At 35.0% G+C, this 18,760-nt stretch carries 14 protein-coding genes; 8 read left to right on the top strand and 6 right to left on the bottom strand.

Annotated elements, in window-relative coordinates; translation table 11 throughout:
• The first annotated feature begins 1 nt into the window (after position 1).
• The 6 genes from SAUT_RS04755 (at position 2) to olsF (ending at position 8,917) form a co-directional block, all read left to right on the top strand.
• Positions 2-1,060, top strand: a complete 1,059-nt coding sequence (locus tag SAUT_RS04755; protein ID WP_013326737.1) for a quinone-dependent dihydroorotate dehydrogenase — start codon at positions 2-4, stop codon at positions 1,058-1,060.
• Complete coding sequence (locus SAUT_RS04750) at positions 1,060-2,352, top strand: M16 family metallopeptidase (RefSeq protein ID WP_013326736.1); 1,293 nt, start codon at positions 1,060-1,062, stop codon at positions 2,350-2,352. The genes SAUT_RS04755 and SAUT_RS04750 overlap by 1 nt, the downstream gene beginning before the upstream one ends.
• A gap of 132 nt (positions 2,353-2,484) precedes the next feature.
• A complete protein-coding gene (locus tag SAUT_RS04745; RefSeq protein ID WP_013326735.1) occupies positions 2,485-3,234 on the top strand; it encodes an outer membrane lipoprotein-sorting protein in 750 nt (249 codons plus the stop codon).
• A 1-nt stretch (position 3,235) separates the two neighbouring features.
• Positions 3,236-4,858, top strand: coding sequence for a hypothetical protein (locus SAUT_RS04740; RefSeq protein ID WP_013326734.1), 1,623 nt, complete (start codon positions 3,236-3,238; stop codon positions 4,856-4,858).
• Between the two features lie 16 nt (positions 4,859-4,874).
• On the top strand, positions 4,875-7,166 hold the full coding sequence (locus SAUT_RS04735) for an efflux RND transporter permease subunit (protein ID WP_013326733.1): 2,292 nt from the start codon (positions 4,875-4,877) through the stop codon (positions 7,164-7,166).
• A gap of 20 nt (positions 7,167-7,186) precedes the next feature.
• Positions 7,187-8,917: a bifunctional ornithine lipid synthase OlsF gene (gene olsF, locus SAUT_RS04730; protein WP_013326732.1), complete on the top strand. Its 1,731-nt coding sequence runs from the start codon at positions 7,187-7,189 to the stop codon at positions 8,915-8,917.
• A gap of 11 nt (positions 8,918-8,928) precedes the next feature.
• Here the strand turns inward: olsF and SAUT_RS04725 are convergent, their stop codons facing one another.
• From SAUT_RS04725 to SAUT_RS04715, 3 genes are read right to left on the bottom strand one after another with little or no spacing between them, the layout of a single operon-like run.
• Positions 8,929-10,821 (bottom strand): putative bifunctional diguanylate cyclase/phosphodiesterase, encoded by a 1,893-nt coding sequence (locus SAUT_RS04725; RefSeq protein ID WP_013326731.1) that lies wholly within the window; start codon positions 10,819-10,821, stop codon positions 8,929-8,931.
• Positions 10,821-11,234 carry a hypothetical protein gene (locus SAUT_RS04720; protein ID WP_013326730.1) on the bottom strand — a complete coding sequence of 138 codons (414 nt, stop codon included), beginning with the start codon at positions 11,232-11,234 and terminating at the stop codon, positions 10,821-10,823. Before SAUT_RS04720 ends, SAUT_RS04725 begins: the two co-directional genes overlap by 1 nt.
• A complete protein-coding gene (locus SAUT_RS04715; RefSeq protein ID WP_013326729.1) occupies positions 11,231-13,093 on the bottom strand; it encodes a TonB-dependent receptor plug domain-containing protein in 1,863 nt (620 codons plus the stop codon). The genes SAUT_RS04720 and SAUT_RS04715 overlap by 4 nt, the downstream gene beginning before the upstream one ends.
• Positions 13,094-13,262: 169 nt before the next feature.
• Here SAUT_RS04715 and dapA point away from each other — a divergent pair, with 169 nt between their 5' ends.
• Together dapA and SAUT_RS04705 are read left to right on the top strand one after the other, a co-directional pair.
• Positions 13,263-14,156, top strand: coding sequence for a 4-hydroxy-tetrahydrodipicolinate synthase (gene dapA / locus SAUT_RS04710; RefSeq protein ID WP_013326728.1), 894 nt, complete (start codon positions 13,263-13,265; stop codon positions 14,154-14,156).
• Positions 14,157-14,159: 3 nt separating this feature from the next.
• Positions 14,160-14,927 (top strand): enoyl-ACP reductase, encoded by a 768-nt coding sequence (locus SAUT_RS04705; RefSeq protein ID WP_013326727.1) that lies wholly within the window; start codon positions 14,160-14,162, stop codon positions 14,925-14,927.
• A 92-nt stretch (positions 14,928-15,019) separates the two neighbouring features.
• Here the strand turns inward: SAUT_RS04705 and serA are convergent, their stop codons facing one another.
• The 3 genes from serA to SAUT_RS04690 are packed head-to-tail and all read right to left on the bottom strand — an operon-like array spanning position 15,020 to position 18,759.
• Complete coding sequence (gene serA / locus SAUT_RS04700) at positions 15,020-16,606, bottom strand: phosphoglycerate dehydrogenase (protein ID WP_013326726.1); 1,587 nt, start codon at positions 16,604-16,606, stop codon at positions 15,020-15,022.
• A complete protein-coding gene (locus SAUT_RS04695; RefSeq protein WP_013326725.1) occupies positions 16,607-17,086 on the bottom strand; it encodes a hypothetical protein in 480 nt (159 codons plus the stop codon).
• A 14-nt stretch (positions 17,087-17,100) separates the two neighbouring features.
• Complete coding sequence (locus SAUT_RS04690) at positions 17,101-18,759, bottom strand: 30S ribosomal protein S1 (protein WP_013326724.1); 1,659 nt, start codon at positions 18,757-18,759, stop codon at positions 17,101-17,103.
• Position 18,760: the final 1 nt, after the last annotated feature.

The raw sequence follows: 18,760 nt of genomic DNA, 5'->3' as shown, positions 1-18,760 counted from the left end.
TATGCTAAATTACGAATCTATAAAACCTTTACTTTTTAAGTTTGAACCTGAAACAGCTCATCACATTGCAGAATGTGTTTTAAGAATGCCAAATATTTGTCAAATACCTTTTAATCCTTTTTTAGAATCGCACTTTGTTAATGATGCAAGCCTAAAACAAGAAATTTTCGGCCATACTTTTTTAAACCCGATAGGCCTTGGTGCCGGATTTGATAAAAATGCGACAATGATACGCGGTATGCAAATCTTAGGCTTCGGCTTCACAGAAATCGGTACAGTCACACCCAAGCCTCAGCCCGGAAACCCAAAACCGAGAATGTTTCGCCATATAAAAGAGGAAAGTATTCAAAATGCTATGGGGTTTAACAATGACGGCGCCTATAAAGTTGTCAAAAGACTCAAACAACGCTATCCATTTACTACACCAATTGGTGTTAATATCGGGAAAAATAAAGTAACACCTGAATATGAAGCTATCAATGATTATACACATCTCATTAAAGCATTTGACGGTTTAGGCGATTATTTTGTAATAAATATTTCATCGCCAAATACACCGGGGCTTAGAGATCTGCAAAATGAAGAATTTATTAAAAATCTTTTTTCACAGGCAAAACAGCTTACTTCTATGCCGATACTGCTAAAAATTGCACCGGATATGGAAATAGAAGCTGCCGTAAATTTGACAAAAATGGCAGTACAACACGGTGCGGACGGCATTATAGCAACAAATACAACGATTGATTATTCGTTGGTAAAACATCCAAAAGATATTGGCGGACTCAGCGGTGCCGTACTCAAAGAAAAAAGTTTTAAAATATTTGATGCTGTTGCAGCAGAACTTTATGGAAAAACAATACTTATCTCTGTCGGCGGTATAGACTCGGCAAAAGAGGCTTATAAACGAATCAGAGCCGGTGCTTCTTTAGTGCAGATTTTAAGTGGACTCATTTTTCACGGACCGGATATGATTATGAACATCAACAATGAACTTATACAACTGCTCAAAGCAGATGGCTTTGAAAATATTTCACAAGCCATCGGAGCCGATAGAAAATAATGAAAACACTTCTTGTAATAATATTAACTTTAGGAACACTTATGGCATCATCATTACCAAAATATGAAACAAAAACACTCAAAAACGGTCTACAAATTGTAGTTATACCCTTAAAAAACCACTCAAATGTCATCAGTACGGACATTTTTTACAAAGTCGGAAGCCGTAATGAAGTAATGGGGAAAACAGGTATTGCCCATATGCTTGAGCATATGAATTTCAAATCAAGTAAAAATCTGCAAGCAGGTGAATTTGACAAAGAAGTAAAAAGTATCGGCGGTGTAAACAATGCTTCTACAAGCTTCGACTATACACACTATTATATAAAATCAAGTACGGACAATTTAAACAAATCAGTAGAATTGTATGCAGAGCTTATGCAAAACCTTAATCTCAAAGATGAAGAATTCCAACCTGAACGTGATGTTGTAACAGAAGAGAGACGTTGGAGAACGGACAATAACCCGCTCGGATATCTCTACTTCAGACTTTTTAACAATGCCTATATTTACCATTCATATCACTGGACGCCTATCGGCTTTATGAACGACATACGAACATGGAGTATTAAAGATATAAGAGATTTTCATGCGACCTATTATCAGCCGCAAAATGCCATTTTAATGGTTACCGGCGATGTCAATCCAAAAGATGTATTCAAATCTGCAAAAGCAGCATTCGGCAAAATAAAAAATCACGGAAAAATTCCAAAAGTAAAATTTATAGAACCCGAACAAGACGGTGCAAAACGCGTTATAGTCCATAAAGAGAGCGAAGTTGAAATGCTGGCAATTACCTTTCATATACCTGACTTTAAAGACCCAGACCAAGTTACACTCAGCGTAATTTCCGAGATTCTTTACTCAGGTAAAAGCTCTCGTCTTTATAAGGAGCTTGTAGATAAAAAACGTCTTGTCAACACTGTTTATGCATACAATATGGAAAATACAGACCCGGGACTTTTTATATTCATGGCTACATGTAACCCAGGTGTCAAAGCCGAAACAGTAGAAAAAGAGCTGATGAAACAGATAAACCTGATGAAAGAGACAAAAGTAACAAAAGCAGAACTTGAAAAAGTCAAAATCAATACAAAATCTGATTTTATTTACTCGCTTGAGAGTTCTACCTCTGTTGCAAACCTTTTTGGAAGCTATCTTGTCAGAGGTGATGTTACACCGCTTTTAACTTATGAAGATGATGTCAACAAAATAACTGCAAAAAAAGTACAAGAAGTTGCTAAAAAATATTTTGATTTTAACAAATCGACAACACTTATTTTAAAAAAATAATAAATACTTATATCATAAAGTTACAAAATGTAATTATTTTGTAACTTTATAAAAAAACATCACAAGATTATCACAAAAAATAAACTTCTATGCTATTATAAATAAAAATAATACTTTATAAGGTTCCTTCTCGTGTTAAAAACTTTTCTCTCTTTGCTTATTTCCCTTAATCTTTTTGCTATTTCAAACCAAGAAGTTGCTAACAAATGTGAAGCCGTTATGGACGGCTTTAAAGACTCTTCATCAAATATGAAAATGACGCTTATCAATGCCAACAATCAAAAGCGTGAACGTCAAATGAAAATGATAATGCTTGAAAAAGAGTCCGGCAACAAATCACTGATGACTTTTCTCTCTCCTGCAGACGTTAAGGGGACAAAATTTCTCAATTATGAGCATATTAATAAAGATGATGACCAATGGCTTTATCTTCCGGCTATAAAACGTGTTAAACGCATAGCTTCAAAAAACAAATCAGGTTCTTTTATGGGTTCGGAATTTTCTTATGAAGATTTGAGCTCTTTTAGTGTCAAAAAGTATATTTTTTCCGGTAATGCCAAAGAAGAAACAATCAATAAAGTGAAGTATTATATAGGAGAGAGAATTCCTGTGAGTAAGAACTCCGGCTATACAAAACAGATTTCATGGGTTGATGCAAAAACATTTTTAATCAAAAAGGTTGAATATTACGATAGAAAAAAAGAGCTTCTAAAAACAGCAGTTTTTGATGATTACAAAAAAATCAAAGGCATATGGCGCGTCGGTATGATGAGTATGACAAATCATCAAAACGACAAAAAAACAATTTTAATCTGGGAAAATGAGAAAATAAAGACCGGACTCAAAGACAGAAACTTTCATAAACGCGTATTGAAAAAATAGTATGAGAGTGCTTCTTCTACTGCTTTTGAGCATAAGTATCACCTATGCCAAATCAAATGACACCTGCTATTCTGTACAGCTTACAAGTTTTAAATTTAAGAAAAACTCAACATACGATTTTGCAAAACAGAATTATCCTGAGTCATGCAGGCTTATATCTTTTAGTAATATTAACAGTATACGATGCGGATGTTATGAGAAATACAGTGATGCACGAAAAGCACTTAAAAAATTATCTAAACATTATCCAAACCCTCTCATTGTCAATACCTACAAATACAGATTTAAGAAAAAAACAGTCAAAATTGCTAAAAAACCTGTAAAAATCACACCTAAAATAGAAACAGTTCAAAAAAAGACTTTACATGTAAACAAAGAAGTAAAAGAAAAAGAGGAGTCCGGTTTTTTAGATAATGTCACTTATCAGGGCAATATTGATATGACGCTCCAGTCATATATGAAAGCGCCGGCAGGTAAAGAAAAACAAAATGCTCTTCTATCTGCCAATCTTGAAACAAAATATATTCAGGAGAACTTCACCGCCTTTGCAAAGGTGCGTCTGCAGCAGGATTATTATGATTTGCAAGGTACTGCAAAACATACAAAAAGAAGTTCTGTCCGTCTTGATGAGCTTTACGGCAGTTATGATTTTGATGATGACACCATTCTTTTTGGAAAAAACATTCTCTTTTGGGGTGCGCTTGAAGTGCGAAATTTAGTCAATGTTTTTAATCCTGATGAACTCAGATCAGACCCTTTTTATACAGACAAACTCGGCGTCATCAATTTTGCATATACGCACTATACAGAGAGTGGAGAACTCTCAGCCATTATAAAACTCTATGAGCAGGACAGAAATATGCCGGCTTACCCTTATGTTTATTACTATTTTTCTGCCACCGTACGTGTCTCACCAAATGTCAATCTCCCTTTGCTCTATGATGACACGCTCAAAACAAAGGCAAGCCGATATAGACCGAGCATCTACCTGAAATACTCAGATTCTACAGACACAGAATATGCCCTTGATTATGCCTTTATATTTGAAAACGGTTACGATTCACAGCGATACTATACAAAAACCCTTCAAATAAACAACATAGTAACAACACAAGAAAATGCCTATCTTGTCAATAAGTTTATGACCTATGACACGCTTGTAATCGGCGCTACACTCTACAAACTTGAAGCCGCCTATACCGACATCATTGATGATGCATTAATTTCTGATTATATACATATTGGACTCGGTGCAGAACACACCTTGACACAAGTATACAAAGAAGCTGATTTAGGACTGCTTGTAGAGTATTACCGCTACATTACCTTGCAAAATGGTAAAAAAGATGATTTAGACCTTTTTGAGCTTTTCCAAAACGACCTCTTTTTAGGACTGCGTTACAGTTTTAACCAAGGCAATGATGCAAGTATAGTCGGAGGAGGTATCTTTGATCTTGATTACAATGAACAGGTCTATTATATGGAATATCAAACACGCCTCATGGACACTTTTAAACTCAATTTTGATTACAGATATATATCTCCCTCAAAAAATTACAATACTGCTTTTAAACTGATGGGTGCGCATGAACGTATAAGTTTAAAACTCGGCTACTACTTCTAAATATGACAGGAATAAAATGAAAAAATTTGTAGACTTACTCATTAAATTTCGCTGGTATATAGTTATAGTAATTCCTCTTATTACTATTGTACTCTCTTATCAGCTTAAATATGCACAGTTTGACGGTTCATACAGAATCTGGTTTGGTAAAGATTCAAAAACACTCCAGCAATATGACGCATTTAAAAATACCTTTGGCAATGATGACTCCATCATTATAGTCTTTCGTGATAACAATGGCATTTTTAACAAAAAGGCCTTACATGTAATAGAGCGGCTCACCGAAAAACTCTGGCAGACAAAATATATAGCCAGAGTCGATTCACTTACAAACTACCAGTATGTTCATAAAAATCCGCAGGACGCGGATGATATACTCATAGATAATTTTATAGAAGATATTGACGCCTTACATGTAAAGGATTTACAGAAGAAAAAAAAGATTGCTTTACGTGAAGATTTGATTGTCAACCGCATCATATCTAAAGATGCAAAAACGACAATGATTGTCGGACGTCTCACACCAAAGGCAGGAAATACATTCGGTGCATCCAAGCATATTATGCACGATATTAATAAATATATTAAAGAGGAACAAAAGAGCGGCTACAAGTTTTATCTCGCCGGCGGTCCTGTAGTAAATACAACATTCAGCTCACTCGGTCAGTATGATGTAAAAACCTTTACACCACTTGTCATTCTTATAGCTATGGTGATGCTGTGGGTTATTTTTCGTAAAATTTCAGGTGTATTGTTAACAATTCTTGTCGTTATTTTTACCTTCAGCATTGTTTTAGCGCTCCAAACTATCTTTGGCTATAAACTCAACAACTTTACCGCTAATATGCCTGTATTTATCATTGCTATCGGTATTGCCGATGCGATGCACCTCTTTTGGATTTATCTCTTGGGCAGAAAAGCGGGACTTGATAATTATGCGGCAATTCACGATACTATAGAAAAAAATCTTGTACCGACTTTTTTGACCTCTCTTACAACGGCAGTCGGTTTTGCTTCTTTGGGGATTTCCGACATTGTGCCTATAAAAACCTTAGGACTTGCAACGGCAAATGCAGCTATACTTGCTTTTATTCTTACTATACTTTTTATTCCTGCAGCACTCGCAATTTTAAATATAAAAGTAAAAGTAAGCAAAAAGCCGACATCACAGCAGGGCCTTGGAGACTTTGCGAAAAAATATGCAAAGTTCATCATTAAAAATGACAATAAAATCATCTTGGCAACACTTGTTCTTTTTTGCTTTATAGCTTTTGGACTGACAAATCTCAAAGTAGATTCAAATGCTGTCAGATACTTTAGAGAAGATGTTCCCTTTCGTCAAACTGTCAATGTCATACAAAAAAATCTCACCGGTCCTATGAGCTATGAAATCGTCATAGATTCAAAAAAAACAGACGGCATAAAAAATGCCCTTTTTATGAAAACTGTCGATAAATTCTCAAAAGAATTCAAAGCAAAGTTTCCTGATGCCAGACATACATCTTCACTTGTTGATGTGGTTAAAAAATTCAATGAAGTTATAGACGCGAACAAGAGCATACCAGACAACAACAATCTCATAGCTCAGTATTTACTGCTTTATTCCCTTTCACTCCCTCAAGGCATGGAAATCAATGATAAAATGGATGTTGATGAACGACTCCTGCGACTTACCGCTTCTATGAATGTTGTTGATACGTCAAAAGATTTACAGATGATAGAGTGGATAGAAGAGTGGTGGAAAAAGACACCCTACTCGGCACAGGTAAACGGTCAAACCCAAATGTTTGCCCATATGCAGGCAGATGTAACAGACACGCTGATTGAATCAATTTTACTCGCAATTGTCGTAACCTCGCTGTTGATGTTTTTCATTTTTAAAAAACTACGAATGATACCGCTCTTTTTAATTCCAAATATACTCCCGATAATTTTGGTGATAGGCGTTATGGGCTGGTTGGGAATTAATATAGATCTGGGTGTTGCCATCTCAGGTGCTATTATCCTCGGCATTGCCATAGATGATACGATTCACTTTTTAGTAAAGTATAAAGAAGCACGAAAAAAAGGCTTTAATTTTGAAAACTCACTCGCGTATGTTATGCAGTATGCAGGCTTGGCGATGGTGCTTACAACGCTTGTTTTAAGCACGGCATTTATTGTCTTTCGTCTCTCACAATTTATGCTCAATGCAAATTTCGGACTTATCACAGCCATTGCTTTAATTATTGCTCTGCTCGTAGACCTGCTTCTACTGCCCGCCCTGCTTGGCAAACTTGATGCACAAGATAAAAGTTTCTTAGAATAAAAAAAAAGGTATAAAATAATATGTTAGATATAGAAAAATCATATAAACAAAATTTTCCAAAAGCAGTAAAATATCTGCCAAAAAGTGTAAATAACTTTTTTATTAAAAGACTCAAAAAAGTATTTCATGAAAACAAATATAATGAAATTTATGAAAAAAATCATTACCTCAAAGGTCTTGAGTTTGTAGACAGTATGCTTGAACTTTTAGATATAGATTATACAATCAAACCAAAAGAGATTAAAAACATACCCTCAACTGGTAAAGTTCTTGTCGTAGCTAATCATATAACAGGGGCATCGGACGCCTTTGCACTTGTACAGCTCATAGCCAGTGCAAGAGAAAACAAAAAAGTCAGATTGATGGTCAACGGTATGCTTATGGGAGTTACACAGGCAAGTGATATTATTATTCCTGTTGATAACATTACAGGTGCTATAACAAAAACAAGTATAAAAGCCATTAATGAAGCGTTGACAAATGAAGAAGCGGTTGTCATTTTTCCCGCAGGTGTTGTCAATAGATGGTCATTCAAAGGGATTAAAGACATGCCTTGGAAAGCAAGTTTTTTAAAAATAGCCAAAAAGAACAATACACCTGTTTTACCGGTAAAAATCGAAGGAAGGAATAGTATTCTTTTTTATTTTGTTTCTCTTATATTACCAAAAAAACTAAGCGGTCTGTTAATGCTTCCCCATGAATTTGTAACAGCAGGCGAGCAAAAACCACTTACCTTTAACATTGGACGAGTTATACCCGTTGCGTCTTTTTGTGATGAAAATATTAGTATTAATGAATATTTAAAACTTTTTTATCAGCATCTTTATACACTCGGAACAAAAAAAGAGTGTGTTTTACAAACAGAAACAACTATCACGGCAGCGCATAATAAAATGCTTCTGCGCGGGGAAGTAAACAAAGCAGAAGTTTTGGGACAAACACTTGACGGCAAAAAAATCATATTGGCGCAAGCAGATGAAGCACCTTTTTTAATGCAGGAACTTGGACGTGTAAGAGAAATCTCTTTTCGCGCCATAGGCGGTGGAACAGGCGGTGCAAAAGACAATGATTTGTATGATAATTATTACAAACATCTTATACTCTGGGATGAAGATGATTTGGAGATTGTCGGAGCATACCGCATCGGAGAAGTTGCCCAAATAATTAAAAACCGCGGGATGGAAGGTTTATATACCTATAACCTGTGTGATTTCAATGAACATTTTCAAGACTACTGTCATAACTCCGTAGAGCTTGGGCGCAGTTTTGTTCAGCCAAAATATTGGGGCTCACGTGCACTCGACAATCTCTGGCAGGGAGTCGGCGCCTATCTGGCTAAAAATCCTCATATTGTCTATACATACGGTACAGTTACCATTAATGCCGATACACCAAAACAGGCAGTCGCTGCACTCGTATATTTTTACTCTCTGCATTTTTCCTGCGACACAGATATGATGAGTGCTAAAACGCCTTATTTTATGTCATATGAGCAAAAACAGGAGTTTGATATGCTTTTTAAATACAGATCTTATAAAGAGGGTTTTGTGGTTTTAAAAAAATATCTCAAAGATTTGGGAACATCTGTGCCGACTCTTTTTAAACAGTATGCAGAACTGTATGATGAGGGTGCTGTGCGATTTTTTGATTTTAGTATCAATGAGGGACTTCATGGTGTTGTTGAAGGGTTCATCATTGCAGATAATTCTAAAATGAAAGAAGCCAAGAGAAAACGTTACATTAAAAATTGATAAAATAAAACCTATAATATCTTAAAGCCAGGGCGACCTAAATAGTAGCCCTGAAGACAATCAACACCAAGTTCCACAAGCGTATCCATCTCTTCTTTTGTCTCAATCTGTTCTGCTACTGTTTCCATCTTCATACTGCGTCCAAATGCAACTATCGCTTTTACAATATTATAAGCCGCTTTATCTTTATCTATATTTTTAATGATAGTTCCGTCAATTTTAAGTATGTCTAAATCTAAATTCATCATATAGCTGAAGTTTGCATAACCACTGCCAAAATCATCTAAGGCAATTGAAAAACCTAACTCTTTTAACCCTGAGATACTCTTTTGAATTGCTTCAAAATTTGTGATCTCTTCATGCTCCAATATCTCAATGGTAACTCTCTGTGCCAAATCCTGCTTAGATTTAAATGTAAATTTTAGCAGTTCAATAATATCTTCATTTAAAATATCTTGAATGTCTAAATTTATTGACAAATGTACATCTTGCATGCTTTGAAGAGTTTCAATAGCTTTTTGTAAAACAATAGATGTCAGTCTAATGTAGATTTGTGTATGGCGAATAGAGGGTAAAAAGCTGTCAGGAGGAATCACTTTTCCCTCATGGTTTATCATACGAATAAGCATCTCATACTTGACAATTTTTCCTGTTTTTGCGAAATAAATTGGCTGAAAAGCACACTTGATTCCATCTTCATCAATTGCCAGACGAATATCACTGATACGGTTGGAAGCTTCACTCTCATATTTTTTTCCGTCATCGAAAATCTCTACTCTGTTACGACCTGAAGATTTGGCTACATAGAGCTGTTCATCTGCTATTTTTATAGCTTCATCCATATTTTTGGCACTATAAGGAAAAGGATTAACTCCGATAGAAAGAGTCATACTAATCTGATTATCATGACTCTGTATATCAAGATTCATAACAGCTTGCCTAATGCGTTCTGCTACTCCTATAGACTCTTTATTCTCTTTTTTATCTACAAGTAAAATAAACTCTTCACCTCCAAAACGGATGACAATATCTTCCTGACGAACAGTCGACTTTATCTCTTGTGCTACAGCTACTAAAACATCATCTCCGATATTATGTCCATAATTATCATTAACACGTTTAAAGTTATCTAAATCTATCATCATCAGATAATAGTTTTGCAAAGAAGTCGTCTCTAAAAATTCAGAGAGATATTGACGATTGTAAACTTGGGTCAAAGGATCAATAAAAGCTTTTTTTCTGGTTTTATAATAGAGATAAACAAGCACATAAGCCAGTATAAGCATAATAAACATAAAAAAACTAATATATAAAAATACATCTTCCATAGGTTTTAATATTTGCACAATACGTGTATAAACATCATACGTAAAGTCAGCACCAAGAACTGCTACTACATTATCGTTCACGACTACAGGGTATGCAATTGTAACCCAGAGTTTATCCAGTGAGTTTTGCTGAGTTATTTGGTATTTTTTTGTACTATATGCCTTTTCCCATATATCTGATTCTGTATCAAATTTTTGATTGAAAAATGCTCTATCTTGGGCTTCTTTTGTCGTATCTAATAGATATCTGTATTTATGCTCTTTATCTCTGTACAAAAGATACAAATATTTAACATCTTCTCCTTGCAAAAGTGAAAGTTGTGCTTCAAGTTTTTTTGCAGTATCGGGATGCAGCATGATTGTTTTGCGGAGATTATCACCATAATCTTTTTCTATATGAGTTACATATTTTTGAAATGTATATATCTTTTGATTGACAAGATGCTCTTTTATAACACTAAAAACATGTTCTTTTGTTTTAATAAACTCAATATATATGACTATGGAAGCAAGTGTTACCAAAGGAATAACAATGGCAAGCATGATAAAACTTCTGTTTAGTTTTGCATTTTTCATTATTGCTCAATATATTTATTAAAACTTTTATCAAGTTTTATATGGTTTTGATCTAATCTATACTTATAAAAAAGGATGTTTGGTCGTCCTTTTTGCCAAAAAAATGCTCCAAGAACATTAGGGTTTTTCAAATGTGAATATTTTGTTCCAAACATATTTTTGCCATAACAGACTTTTGGAATATCTTTTAACGTTGTAACTATAACAATGTCTGCATCTTTACAATTAGAGACCAGTTTTATATTGCCAGGATATTTTTCTAATGATTTACAATGTTTGTAAATGTAAACTTTAGGTTTTTCCTTTTTTGTAACAGCACTAATAATCTTATTATATATAGCTGATTCTACTTGTAGATCATCTGCCGATAAAATAGTGCCAATAAAGAGAATAATAACTAAGAGTAGTTTCAAAACAGATACTCCATACTCACCATAAATTTTTGTTCAATTACAGGAACTTCAAGCTGTTTTGGAGTTGGTGTAATATTGTAATAGTATTTTCTTGTCAACCCTGCATTAAAAATATTTTCACCCTTAACATTGATGTGCAGATCAGGGGTGACACTGTATTTTACACCGGCAGAGTAATCATAACCTGTATCTAAATTTTCAAATCCATGGTTAATAACAAGCTCATTGAAAATATCAAACTTAGAGATGCTGTTTACCATTCTTATAAGGTAGTTATAGTGTTCAACAACTCCACTACTGTCACCGGGAAACTTAAGTTTTGCATAATCAAATTGCAGTTGCAGTTTGTCTTTTTTTCTAAAAAAATAATTAAACTCCAAAGCACTGTAATATGTTATGAAATCATCTTTAGCATTTTGCATTACGCCTGAAGCATCTGACACAAGGAAGTTTTTTGTTTTAGCATATCCTAAAATCAGTTTTGACAAGGTCTGTTCATTTGTATAACTTGTTTCTTGTGTCAACGAGAGATATTTTTCAGGTTCTAACTTTGGGTTACCAACATGTGCTTCTGCCGTCATAAATGGTTCAGGAACAAACTTCTGGCTTGCTAAAAAGGTCTTTGAAATCCACTTTTTGTTCGAATAGATATAAGAGAGTCGCAGTTGAGAAATATCTTCATCCTTCATGGCTTTATTTCTATCATAATGCTGTTGCATAACAGAGAGACATACTAAATTATTCTCTGAGAGTGAAACAGCATCTTCTAAAAAGAGTGAGTAGATATTTTCATTATCATATTTCTGTTGAACCGGACTTTGAACAGAGTCATATTTTACATCATCCAAATCAAATTTTTTATATCTATACTGTACACCGACAGAAAGAGTATGATTACTAATTTGAAACTTTTTCTTTACAATTGCTGTCAGCACTTCAGAATCATACTTCTGCTCTATCAAAGAATAACCTCCAAATACAACTGGGGCACTGTATGCTGCATCATAACTTCCATAACTGTTTATGTAAGAGAGGTTAAAAGTCAAACTGTCATTTTGAAATTTTGAACCAAATGAAGCATTAATAAATTTCTTTTCCATATTTGTATCATTTGGAACAGCATAAGGCAAAAGCCCTAAAAAGCCATCATGTTTTGTTGCAAATGCATTCAACTCCACCTTATAGCTCTCTTTTTCTAAGGAGCCATAAAAATGATTTGTCGTCATATCTCTTTTAACATTTTGAGAATTTACTGTATATGTGTCTTGTTTATTCTGTGAATGGTTTGCATAGACAAAATAGGCTACATCCTCAGCAAATCCTGCGTTGTATACATTTTCTTTGTTTGAGCCATGTGAAGCACCAAGAACTTTTACCCGTGTTCCTGCATCTCGCTTTGCCTCTTTAGAGTAAAGTCTTATAACCACAGTAGCCGGCTCAATTCCAAAATCAAAAGAGGGAAATCCTTCATATATCTCAACATGATCAACGAAGTCCATATCGATGTTTCCAAACATTGAAAAACCGCTTCCTGTAATTGGCAGAACAAGTTCATTGTCATTTAAGTAAATTCTGATAGATTTGGAACTAAATACTACAGGATCAAGATTTATCATATCAGGTTCGCCAACACGATTTTCCAAGTATCTGAAAAATCGAATGGATTTTAAAACATCTTTTAAAGACTCTACCTGCATACGCTCCAACTCATCTCTGGTATAAACAATCAAATGACCCGCATTTTCATCTTTTGTTTTTTTAGAAAGTTCTGATTCTGTTTTATAATCTTCCAAAAGTGCATCAAGCCCATTTGCCCAACCAAAAGTTAAAACAATTAGCAATAAAATAATTATTCTCATCTATTCCCCTCTATCATTTATTATTATCTTCTTATGTGACTTAAAGTGTGATTAATCAAAGCAAACATATTCAAATATTTTCTCATTATATCTTTTGAATAAAAAACAAATAAAAGTTTTAAAACTTTTTAGATATAATTCGCCTATCAATTTTAAAGGGTAAAGTCTAATGAATATAGTAACAGGTTCTTCAACCGCACTTATTACTCCATTTAAAAATGGAAAACTTGATGAACAAAAATATGCTGAACTTATCAAACGTCAAATCAACAATGGTATGGATGCAGTTTGTCCAGTTGGGACAACAGGCGAGAGCGCGACACTTACACATGATGAGCACAAACGCTGCATAGAAATAGCTGTAGAAGTTTGTAAAAATACACAGACAAAAGTTCTTGCAGGTGCCGGAAGCAATGCAACGCATGAAGCCATAGAGATTGCAAAACATGCACAAAGCTGCGGTGTTGACGCTATTTTCTCAGTTTCACCATACTATAACAAACCTTCGCAAGAAGGTCTCTACCAGCACTACAAGGCTATTGCCGAGGCTGTAAGTGAGCTTCCTTTTATGCTCTACAATGTTCCGGGACGTACAGGTGTTGACATCTCTGCGGACACCACTATCCGTCTTTTTGATGATGTTAAAAACATTTACGGTGTTAAAGAGGCAACTGGAAGCTTAGAACGTACAGTTGAGCTGCTTTCACGCAGACCTGAGCTTAAGGTATTTTCCGGTGATGATGCTATTGATTACCCTATTTTGGCAAACGGCGGGGCAGGAATTACTTCTGTGACGTCAAACCTTATGCCTGATTTAAAATCAGAACTTGTACGCAAGGCACTCAGCGGTGACTTTATCGGTTCAAAAGCGATTAATGACAAACTCTACCCTTTAAATAAAGTGATGTTTTGTGAAGCCAATCCTATTCCGGTAAAAGCCGCAATGTATATAGCAGGGCTTACTGAAACACTCGAGTACAGACTTCCTCTTGTTGCTCCAAGTAAAGAAAATATGAAAAAAATCGAAGACGTAATGAAAAATTACGACATAAAAGGACTCTAAAATATGAAAGATAAAACTCTCTTTGTAAGCGGCGGAACGCGCGGAATCGGGAAAGCAATCGTATATGCTTTTGCAAAAGAAGGCTGTAATGTAGCTTTTACATATGCATCAAGTGCTGATACGGCAAATGAGATTATTGCTGATATTGAAGCAAACTACGGTGTAAAATGTCGCGCATACAAATTAGATATATTAGAGCCCAACACATATAAAGATGTTTATAAAGAGTTTGATGAAGATTTTGACAGACTTGATTATTTTATATCAAATGCAATCATTTCAGGTCGTGCCGTTGTCGGCGGATTTGGGCCATTTATGAGGCTCAAGCCAAAAGGACTTAATAATATTTACACTGCCACTGTCGATGCCTTTGTCGTCGGTGCTCAAGAAGCTGCAAAAAGAATGGAAAAAACAGGCGGCGGAAGCATCATCTCAATGAGTTCTACAGGCAATCTTGTATATACTCCAAATTATGCAGGTCACGGAACAAACAAAGCTGCTGTTGAAGCTATGGTGCGTTATGCTGCTGCTGAACTTGGTGAAAAAGGAATTCGCGTGAATGCTGTAAGCGGCGGACCGATTGATACCGATGCATTAAAAGCATTTCCAAATTATGAAGAAGTAAAAGCGGAAGTTGTCAAACGTTCACCGCTTTCTCGTATGGGTGTACCTGAGGATTTAACGGGAGCATGTAAGTTTTTATGTACTAACGAGTCATCTTGGCTGACAGGTCAAACAATAGTAATAGACGGCGGAACTACTTTTCAATAGTATGTTACGCACTATTATGAGCAATACTCAAAAGTACGAGTACATGACTCCATTATAGTGGCAGGGAGCAAAGTCTCCCTACAACCCCCTACTTATAAACGGGCGTAGTTAACGCTTATGCAGGCATCTAAAGATGCTAATTCACTGAGTGTCGTATCATTTACCGCATTATCTACTAAAATCACTGCAAGTGCTTCTGACTGTTCATTTCTTGCCAAAGAAAAATCTGAAATATTCACATTGTTATTTGCAAGTATAGTTCCAACACTTCCAATCACACCCGGAACATCCGAGTTTTTAAAGAAAATAATATCGCCTTTTACCGGGAACTCTATATCAAAACCGTCAGTCGCTACAATACGCTGCAGTCCGTCTTCAAAAATTGTAGCAGAAACAGAGGTTGTTCCTTCATTTGTAGTGATTTTTACAGTAATAAGGTTTTTATACACTTCTGAGTCACCAAGGTTTACAGACTCTACTTCTATACCTTTTTCTTTGGCAACAAAGTCAGCATTGACATAGTTAATTGATTCCGTAGAGTGGCTAAGTGCACCGACAGTTACAAAAGTTGCAAGAGAATCAATATAGTTTGCAATATCGCCCTGTCCTTTTACTTTTATAGATACTATTTTTGATTTATTTATCTGAGATTCTAAGAAACCTATTTTTTGACCCATTTCTAAAAACGGTTTAACAAAAGGAGGTATTTTACTCTCATCTATCGGCAGATTCATTGCATTTGGATATGCTATGCCTTTTGCTGCAGCAATAGCATTTCCAGCTGCCTGCGTACCAATATTGTACTGAGACTCATACGTATTTGCTCCTAAGTGAGGAGAAACTACGATATTATCCAAGTCAAGAAGCTTGTTATTAATCGCCGGTTCTTTTACAAATACATCTATACCGGCAAAACGGATTTTACCTGATTTTAGACCGTCATAAAGAGCATCTTCATTATACAAGCCGCCTCTTGCACAGTTTACAAGAACGACACCGTCTTTCATTTTTGCAACTTCTTCTTTATCAATGATATTAATCGTTTCTTGATTTTTCGGTGTATGAATTGTTATAACATCACAAGCCAAAATATCATCAAAATTTTTCGTATATGTCATTTCTAAATCGGTTACTTTTGAAGGGTTGATATATGGGTCATATGCAACGATGTCCATCTCAAAAGCTTTTGCGCGTTTTGCTACGCGAGAGCCGATATTACCAAAACCGATGATACCGAGTTTTTTACCCTTTAATTCATAACCGTACCATTTTTCACGTTTCCAAATTCTTTGATTTTTTAAATGATCATGAGAATATGGAAACATTCTCATACATGAAAGCATATGTGTCATTGTAAGTTCAACCGCTGCGATTGTATTGGCAGTCGGTACATTCATTACGATAATACCTTTTTTAGAACATTCAGGAATATTCACATTATCAACACCTACACCGGCGCGAACAATAGCTTTCATATTTGTAGCATGCTCTATAAAAAACTCATCTACATCTGTTGAACTTCTGGTAATTGCTACATCAGCTTGTGGAATAATAGTTTCAACCAGCTCTTTTTTATCAACGTCTGCTGCCATGATAAAGTTAATATTTTCATCTTCTTGAAGCATTTTTAAACCGGCTTCATGGATATGGTCACATACGACTACTGTATATTTTTGCATCTAATAATCCTCTTTATAAGGCACAATACTGGCCTTGATTTTATAATTTTTTAATACTTGCACTAACTTGTTCAATTTATCTACATTTTGTGAATAAATAAGTAAATCTACGCCTTTAAGATCTTTTTTTAGATAATACTTCAATCTGTATCTTTGCAGTTCTTCTTTTAGACAAAAAAGCTGATATGGGTCTAAAAGTTTTGCAGACAACTTATAGGTTATAGTTTTAGTTATTTTTTCATCTAAATCCAGTTTGACATAGACTTCATTTACAGGATAAAAATAGCCGAGTCTCTCAGATTTCGAAAAATGATTTAACCAAAGCTTTTCCGGTTTGCTCGGAACCGCTTTGGTTTTTAAAGCTAAAGGTTTTGTATCAACGATTTCCTCTTGGGAATTGATAGATACTAAAAAAAAGATAATAAACACTGCAACTCCCGCTGCCAAGAGGGGAGCAAACCATTTTATTATCTTTTGCATTTAAATAACAAAGCTTATTTAAATTTATCTTTTATCAAGTCACCAAGAGAGTGTGATTCAGTATCATTGATCTCTTCAAGCATTTCTTGATTTTTGATATAGTCTAATTTTTTAACAGATAAGCGGATACGGTCACGACGAGTATCAATATTTGCAATTGCAGCTTCTATTTCTTGACCAGGTTCTAACTCTTCTTTTACCAGTGGAGCTAAATCTTCATCACGAATAAGTGCATCAACACCGTCTTCTAGTGAAACAAATACACCGAAATCTTTAATATCACGAATAGTTCCTTTTACTACAGAGTTCACTTTATGCGTTGTAGCAAATTTATCTATTGGCGATTCTAAAAGAGTTTTACGGTTTAGTGATATTTTTTGCTCATCTTCATTGATTTTAGCAATTTTTACTTCAACTTCATCACCGGATTTTAATACATCTTTAGCTTTTGTGTTTTTGTCCCAAGATATATCTTGATTATGTAAAAGACCTTCAACACCGTCAATACGAACAAACGCACCAAAATCAGTAAGTGAAGTAACAGTACCTGTCACAACATCACCTTCATTGTATTTTTTCATAAATTCATCAAATGGCTTTGGTAAAAGTCTTTTTAATGAAACACGAAGTTTGTGTGTTTTAGAATTAATTTCTATAACTTCAACATCAATTTCTTGACCTACTTCTAAATAATCATTTGGATTTTTAACATTTTTATTCCAAGTAATTTCTGAAATATGTAAGAAACCTTCTATATCATTTCCAAGGTCAACAAATACACCGTATGCTTCAATGTTTGAAACAGTAACAGTAATTGTATCACCTTCATCTAGTTCACTTTCAACTTCTGCCCAAGGGTCAGGCTGAACAGCTTTAATAGATAATGAAAGATGACGCTTGTCTTTGTCATAAGAAATAGCTTTAACAGTAACTACATCACCCTCTTTATAAAGTTTTGACGGATTAACCGGACCTTTATAAGAAATTTCATTGTAATGTACTAAACCGTCAACACCGCCGACATCAACAAACATTCCGTAGCTGGTAATTTTTTTGATTACGCCTTCAACAATAACATCTTCTGCCATCAGCTGGTCAATAATCTCTTTTTTCTTCTTACGCTCTTCATTAAAAAGTTTACGACGTGAAAGAATGATTGAGTTTTCAGCAGGGTCAATTTTAACAACCTGTGCTTTAATTTTACGGCCTACAACATCATCAGTATCTTTAAACGCTGCTAATGAACGTGGCATAAAAAATGAAACAGCATCTGCTTCAACTACATATCCACCACGGTTTTTCTTAGTGATTATACCCTCAACAACTAAATCTTCATAGTCATCTTTGTGTGCATCTATAAATTCAATTGTTTTTTCCTGCTCTAAAACTTTTTTGTATGATATTTTAGGACGCTCATTATAGTATCCCATTACCATTACTTTGATTTTATCGCCGGTATTAAACTTCAGTTCACCGTTTTCATCACGGATTTCATCAAGAGAAATAATTCCCTCCAGCTTATCACCTACGCCAACTAATGCTCTGTTCTCATCAGCCTGTATCTCTACTACCTCACCTTCTACGATGCGGCTAGTTTCCTGTTGCTTTTCACTTGCAGCAAACATCTCTGCAAAATTTTCTTCTTCTTCAAATGATTCGTTATCGAACGCCATT

The organism is Sulfurimonas autotrophica DSM 16294, from assembly GCF_000147355.1.
In the GTDB taxonomy this organism is placed as follows: domain Bacteria; phylum Campylobacterota; class Campylobacteria; order Campylobacterales; family Sulfurimonadaceae; genus Sulfurimonas; species Sulfurimonas autotrophica.
This window is presented reverse-complemented; position numbering and strand designations above follow the sequence as displayed.

Excerpts from the sequence above, each read along its gene's own strand:
- SAUT_RS04750 (WP_013326736.1), top strand. The coding sequence starts at position 1,060 with ATGAAAACACTTCTTGTAATAATATTAACTTTAGGAACACTTATGGCA.
- SAUT_RS04705 (WP_013326727.1), top strand. The coding sequence starts at position 14,160 with ATGAAAGATAAAACTCTCTTTGTAAGCGGCGGAACGCGCGGAATCGGG.
- olsF (WP_013326732.1), top strand. The coding sequence starts at position 7,187 with ATGTTAGATATAGAAAAATCATATAAACAAAATTTTCCAAAAGCAGTA.
- SAUT_RS04690 (WP_013326724.1), bottom strand. The coding sequence starts at position 18,759 with ATGGCGTTCGATAACGAATCATTTGAAGAAGAAGAAAATTTTGCAGAG.
- SAUT_RS04740 (WP_013326734.1), top strand. The coding sequence starts at position 3,236 with ATGAGAGTGCTTCTTCTACTGCTTTTGAGCATAAGTATCACCTATGCC.
- SAUT_RS04735 (WP_013326733.1), top strand. The coding sequence starts at position 4,875 with ATGAAAAAATTTGTAGACTTACTCATTAAATTTCGCTGGTATATAGTT.
- SAUT_RS04695 (WP_013326725.1), bottom strand. The coding sequence starts at position 17,086 with ATGCAAAAGATAATAAAATGGTTTGCTCCCCTCTTGGCAGCGGGAGTT.
- dapA (WP_013326728.1), top strand. The coding sequence starts at position 13,263 with ATGAATATAGTAACAGGTTCTTCAACCGCACTTATTACTCCATTTAAA.
- SAUT_RS04725 (WP_013326731.1), bottom strand. The coding sequence starts at position 10,821 with ATGAAAAATGCAAAACTAAACAGAAGTTTTATCATGCTTGCCATTGTT.
- SAUT_RS04755 (WP_013326737.1), top strand. The coding sequence starts at position 2 with ATGCTAAATTACGAATCTATAAAACCTTTACTTTTTAAGTTTGAACCT.
- serA (WP_013326726.1), bottom strand. The coding sequence starts at position 16,606 with ATGCAAAAATATACAGTAGTCGTATGTGACCATATCCATGAAGCCGGT.
- SAUT_RS04715 (WP_013326729.1), bottom strand. The coding sequence starts at position 13,093 with ATGAGAATAATTATTTTATTGCTAATTGTTTTAACTTTTGGTTGGGCA.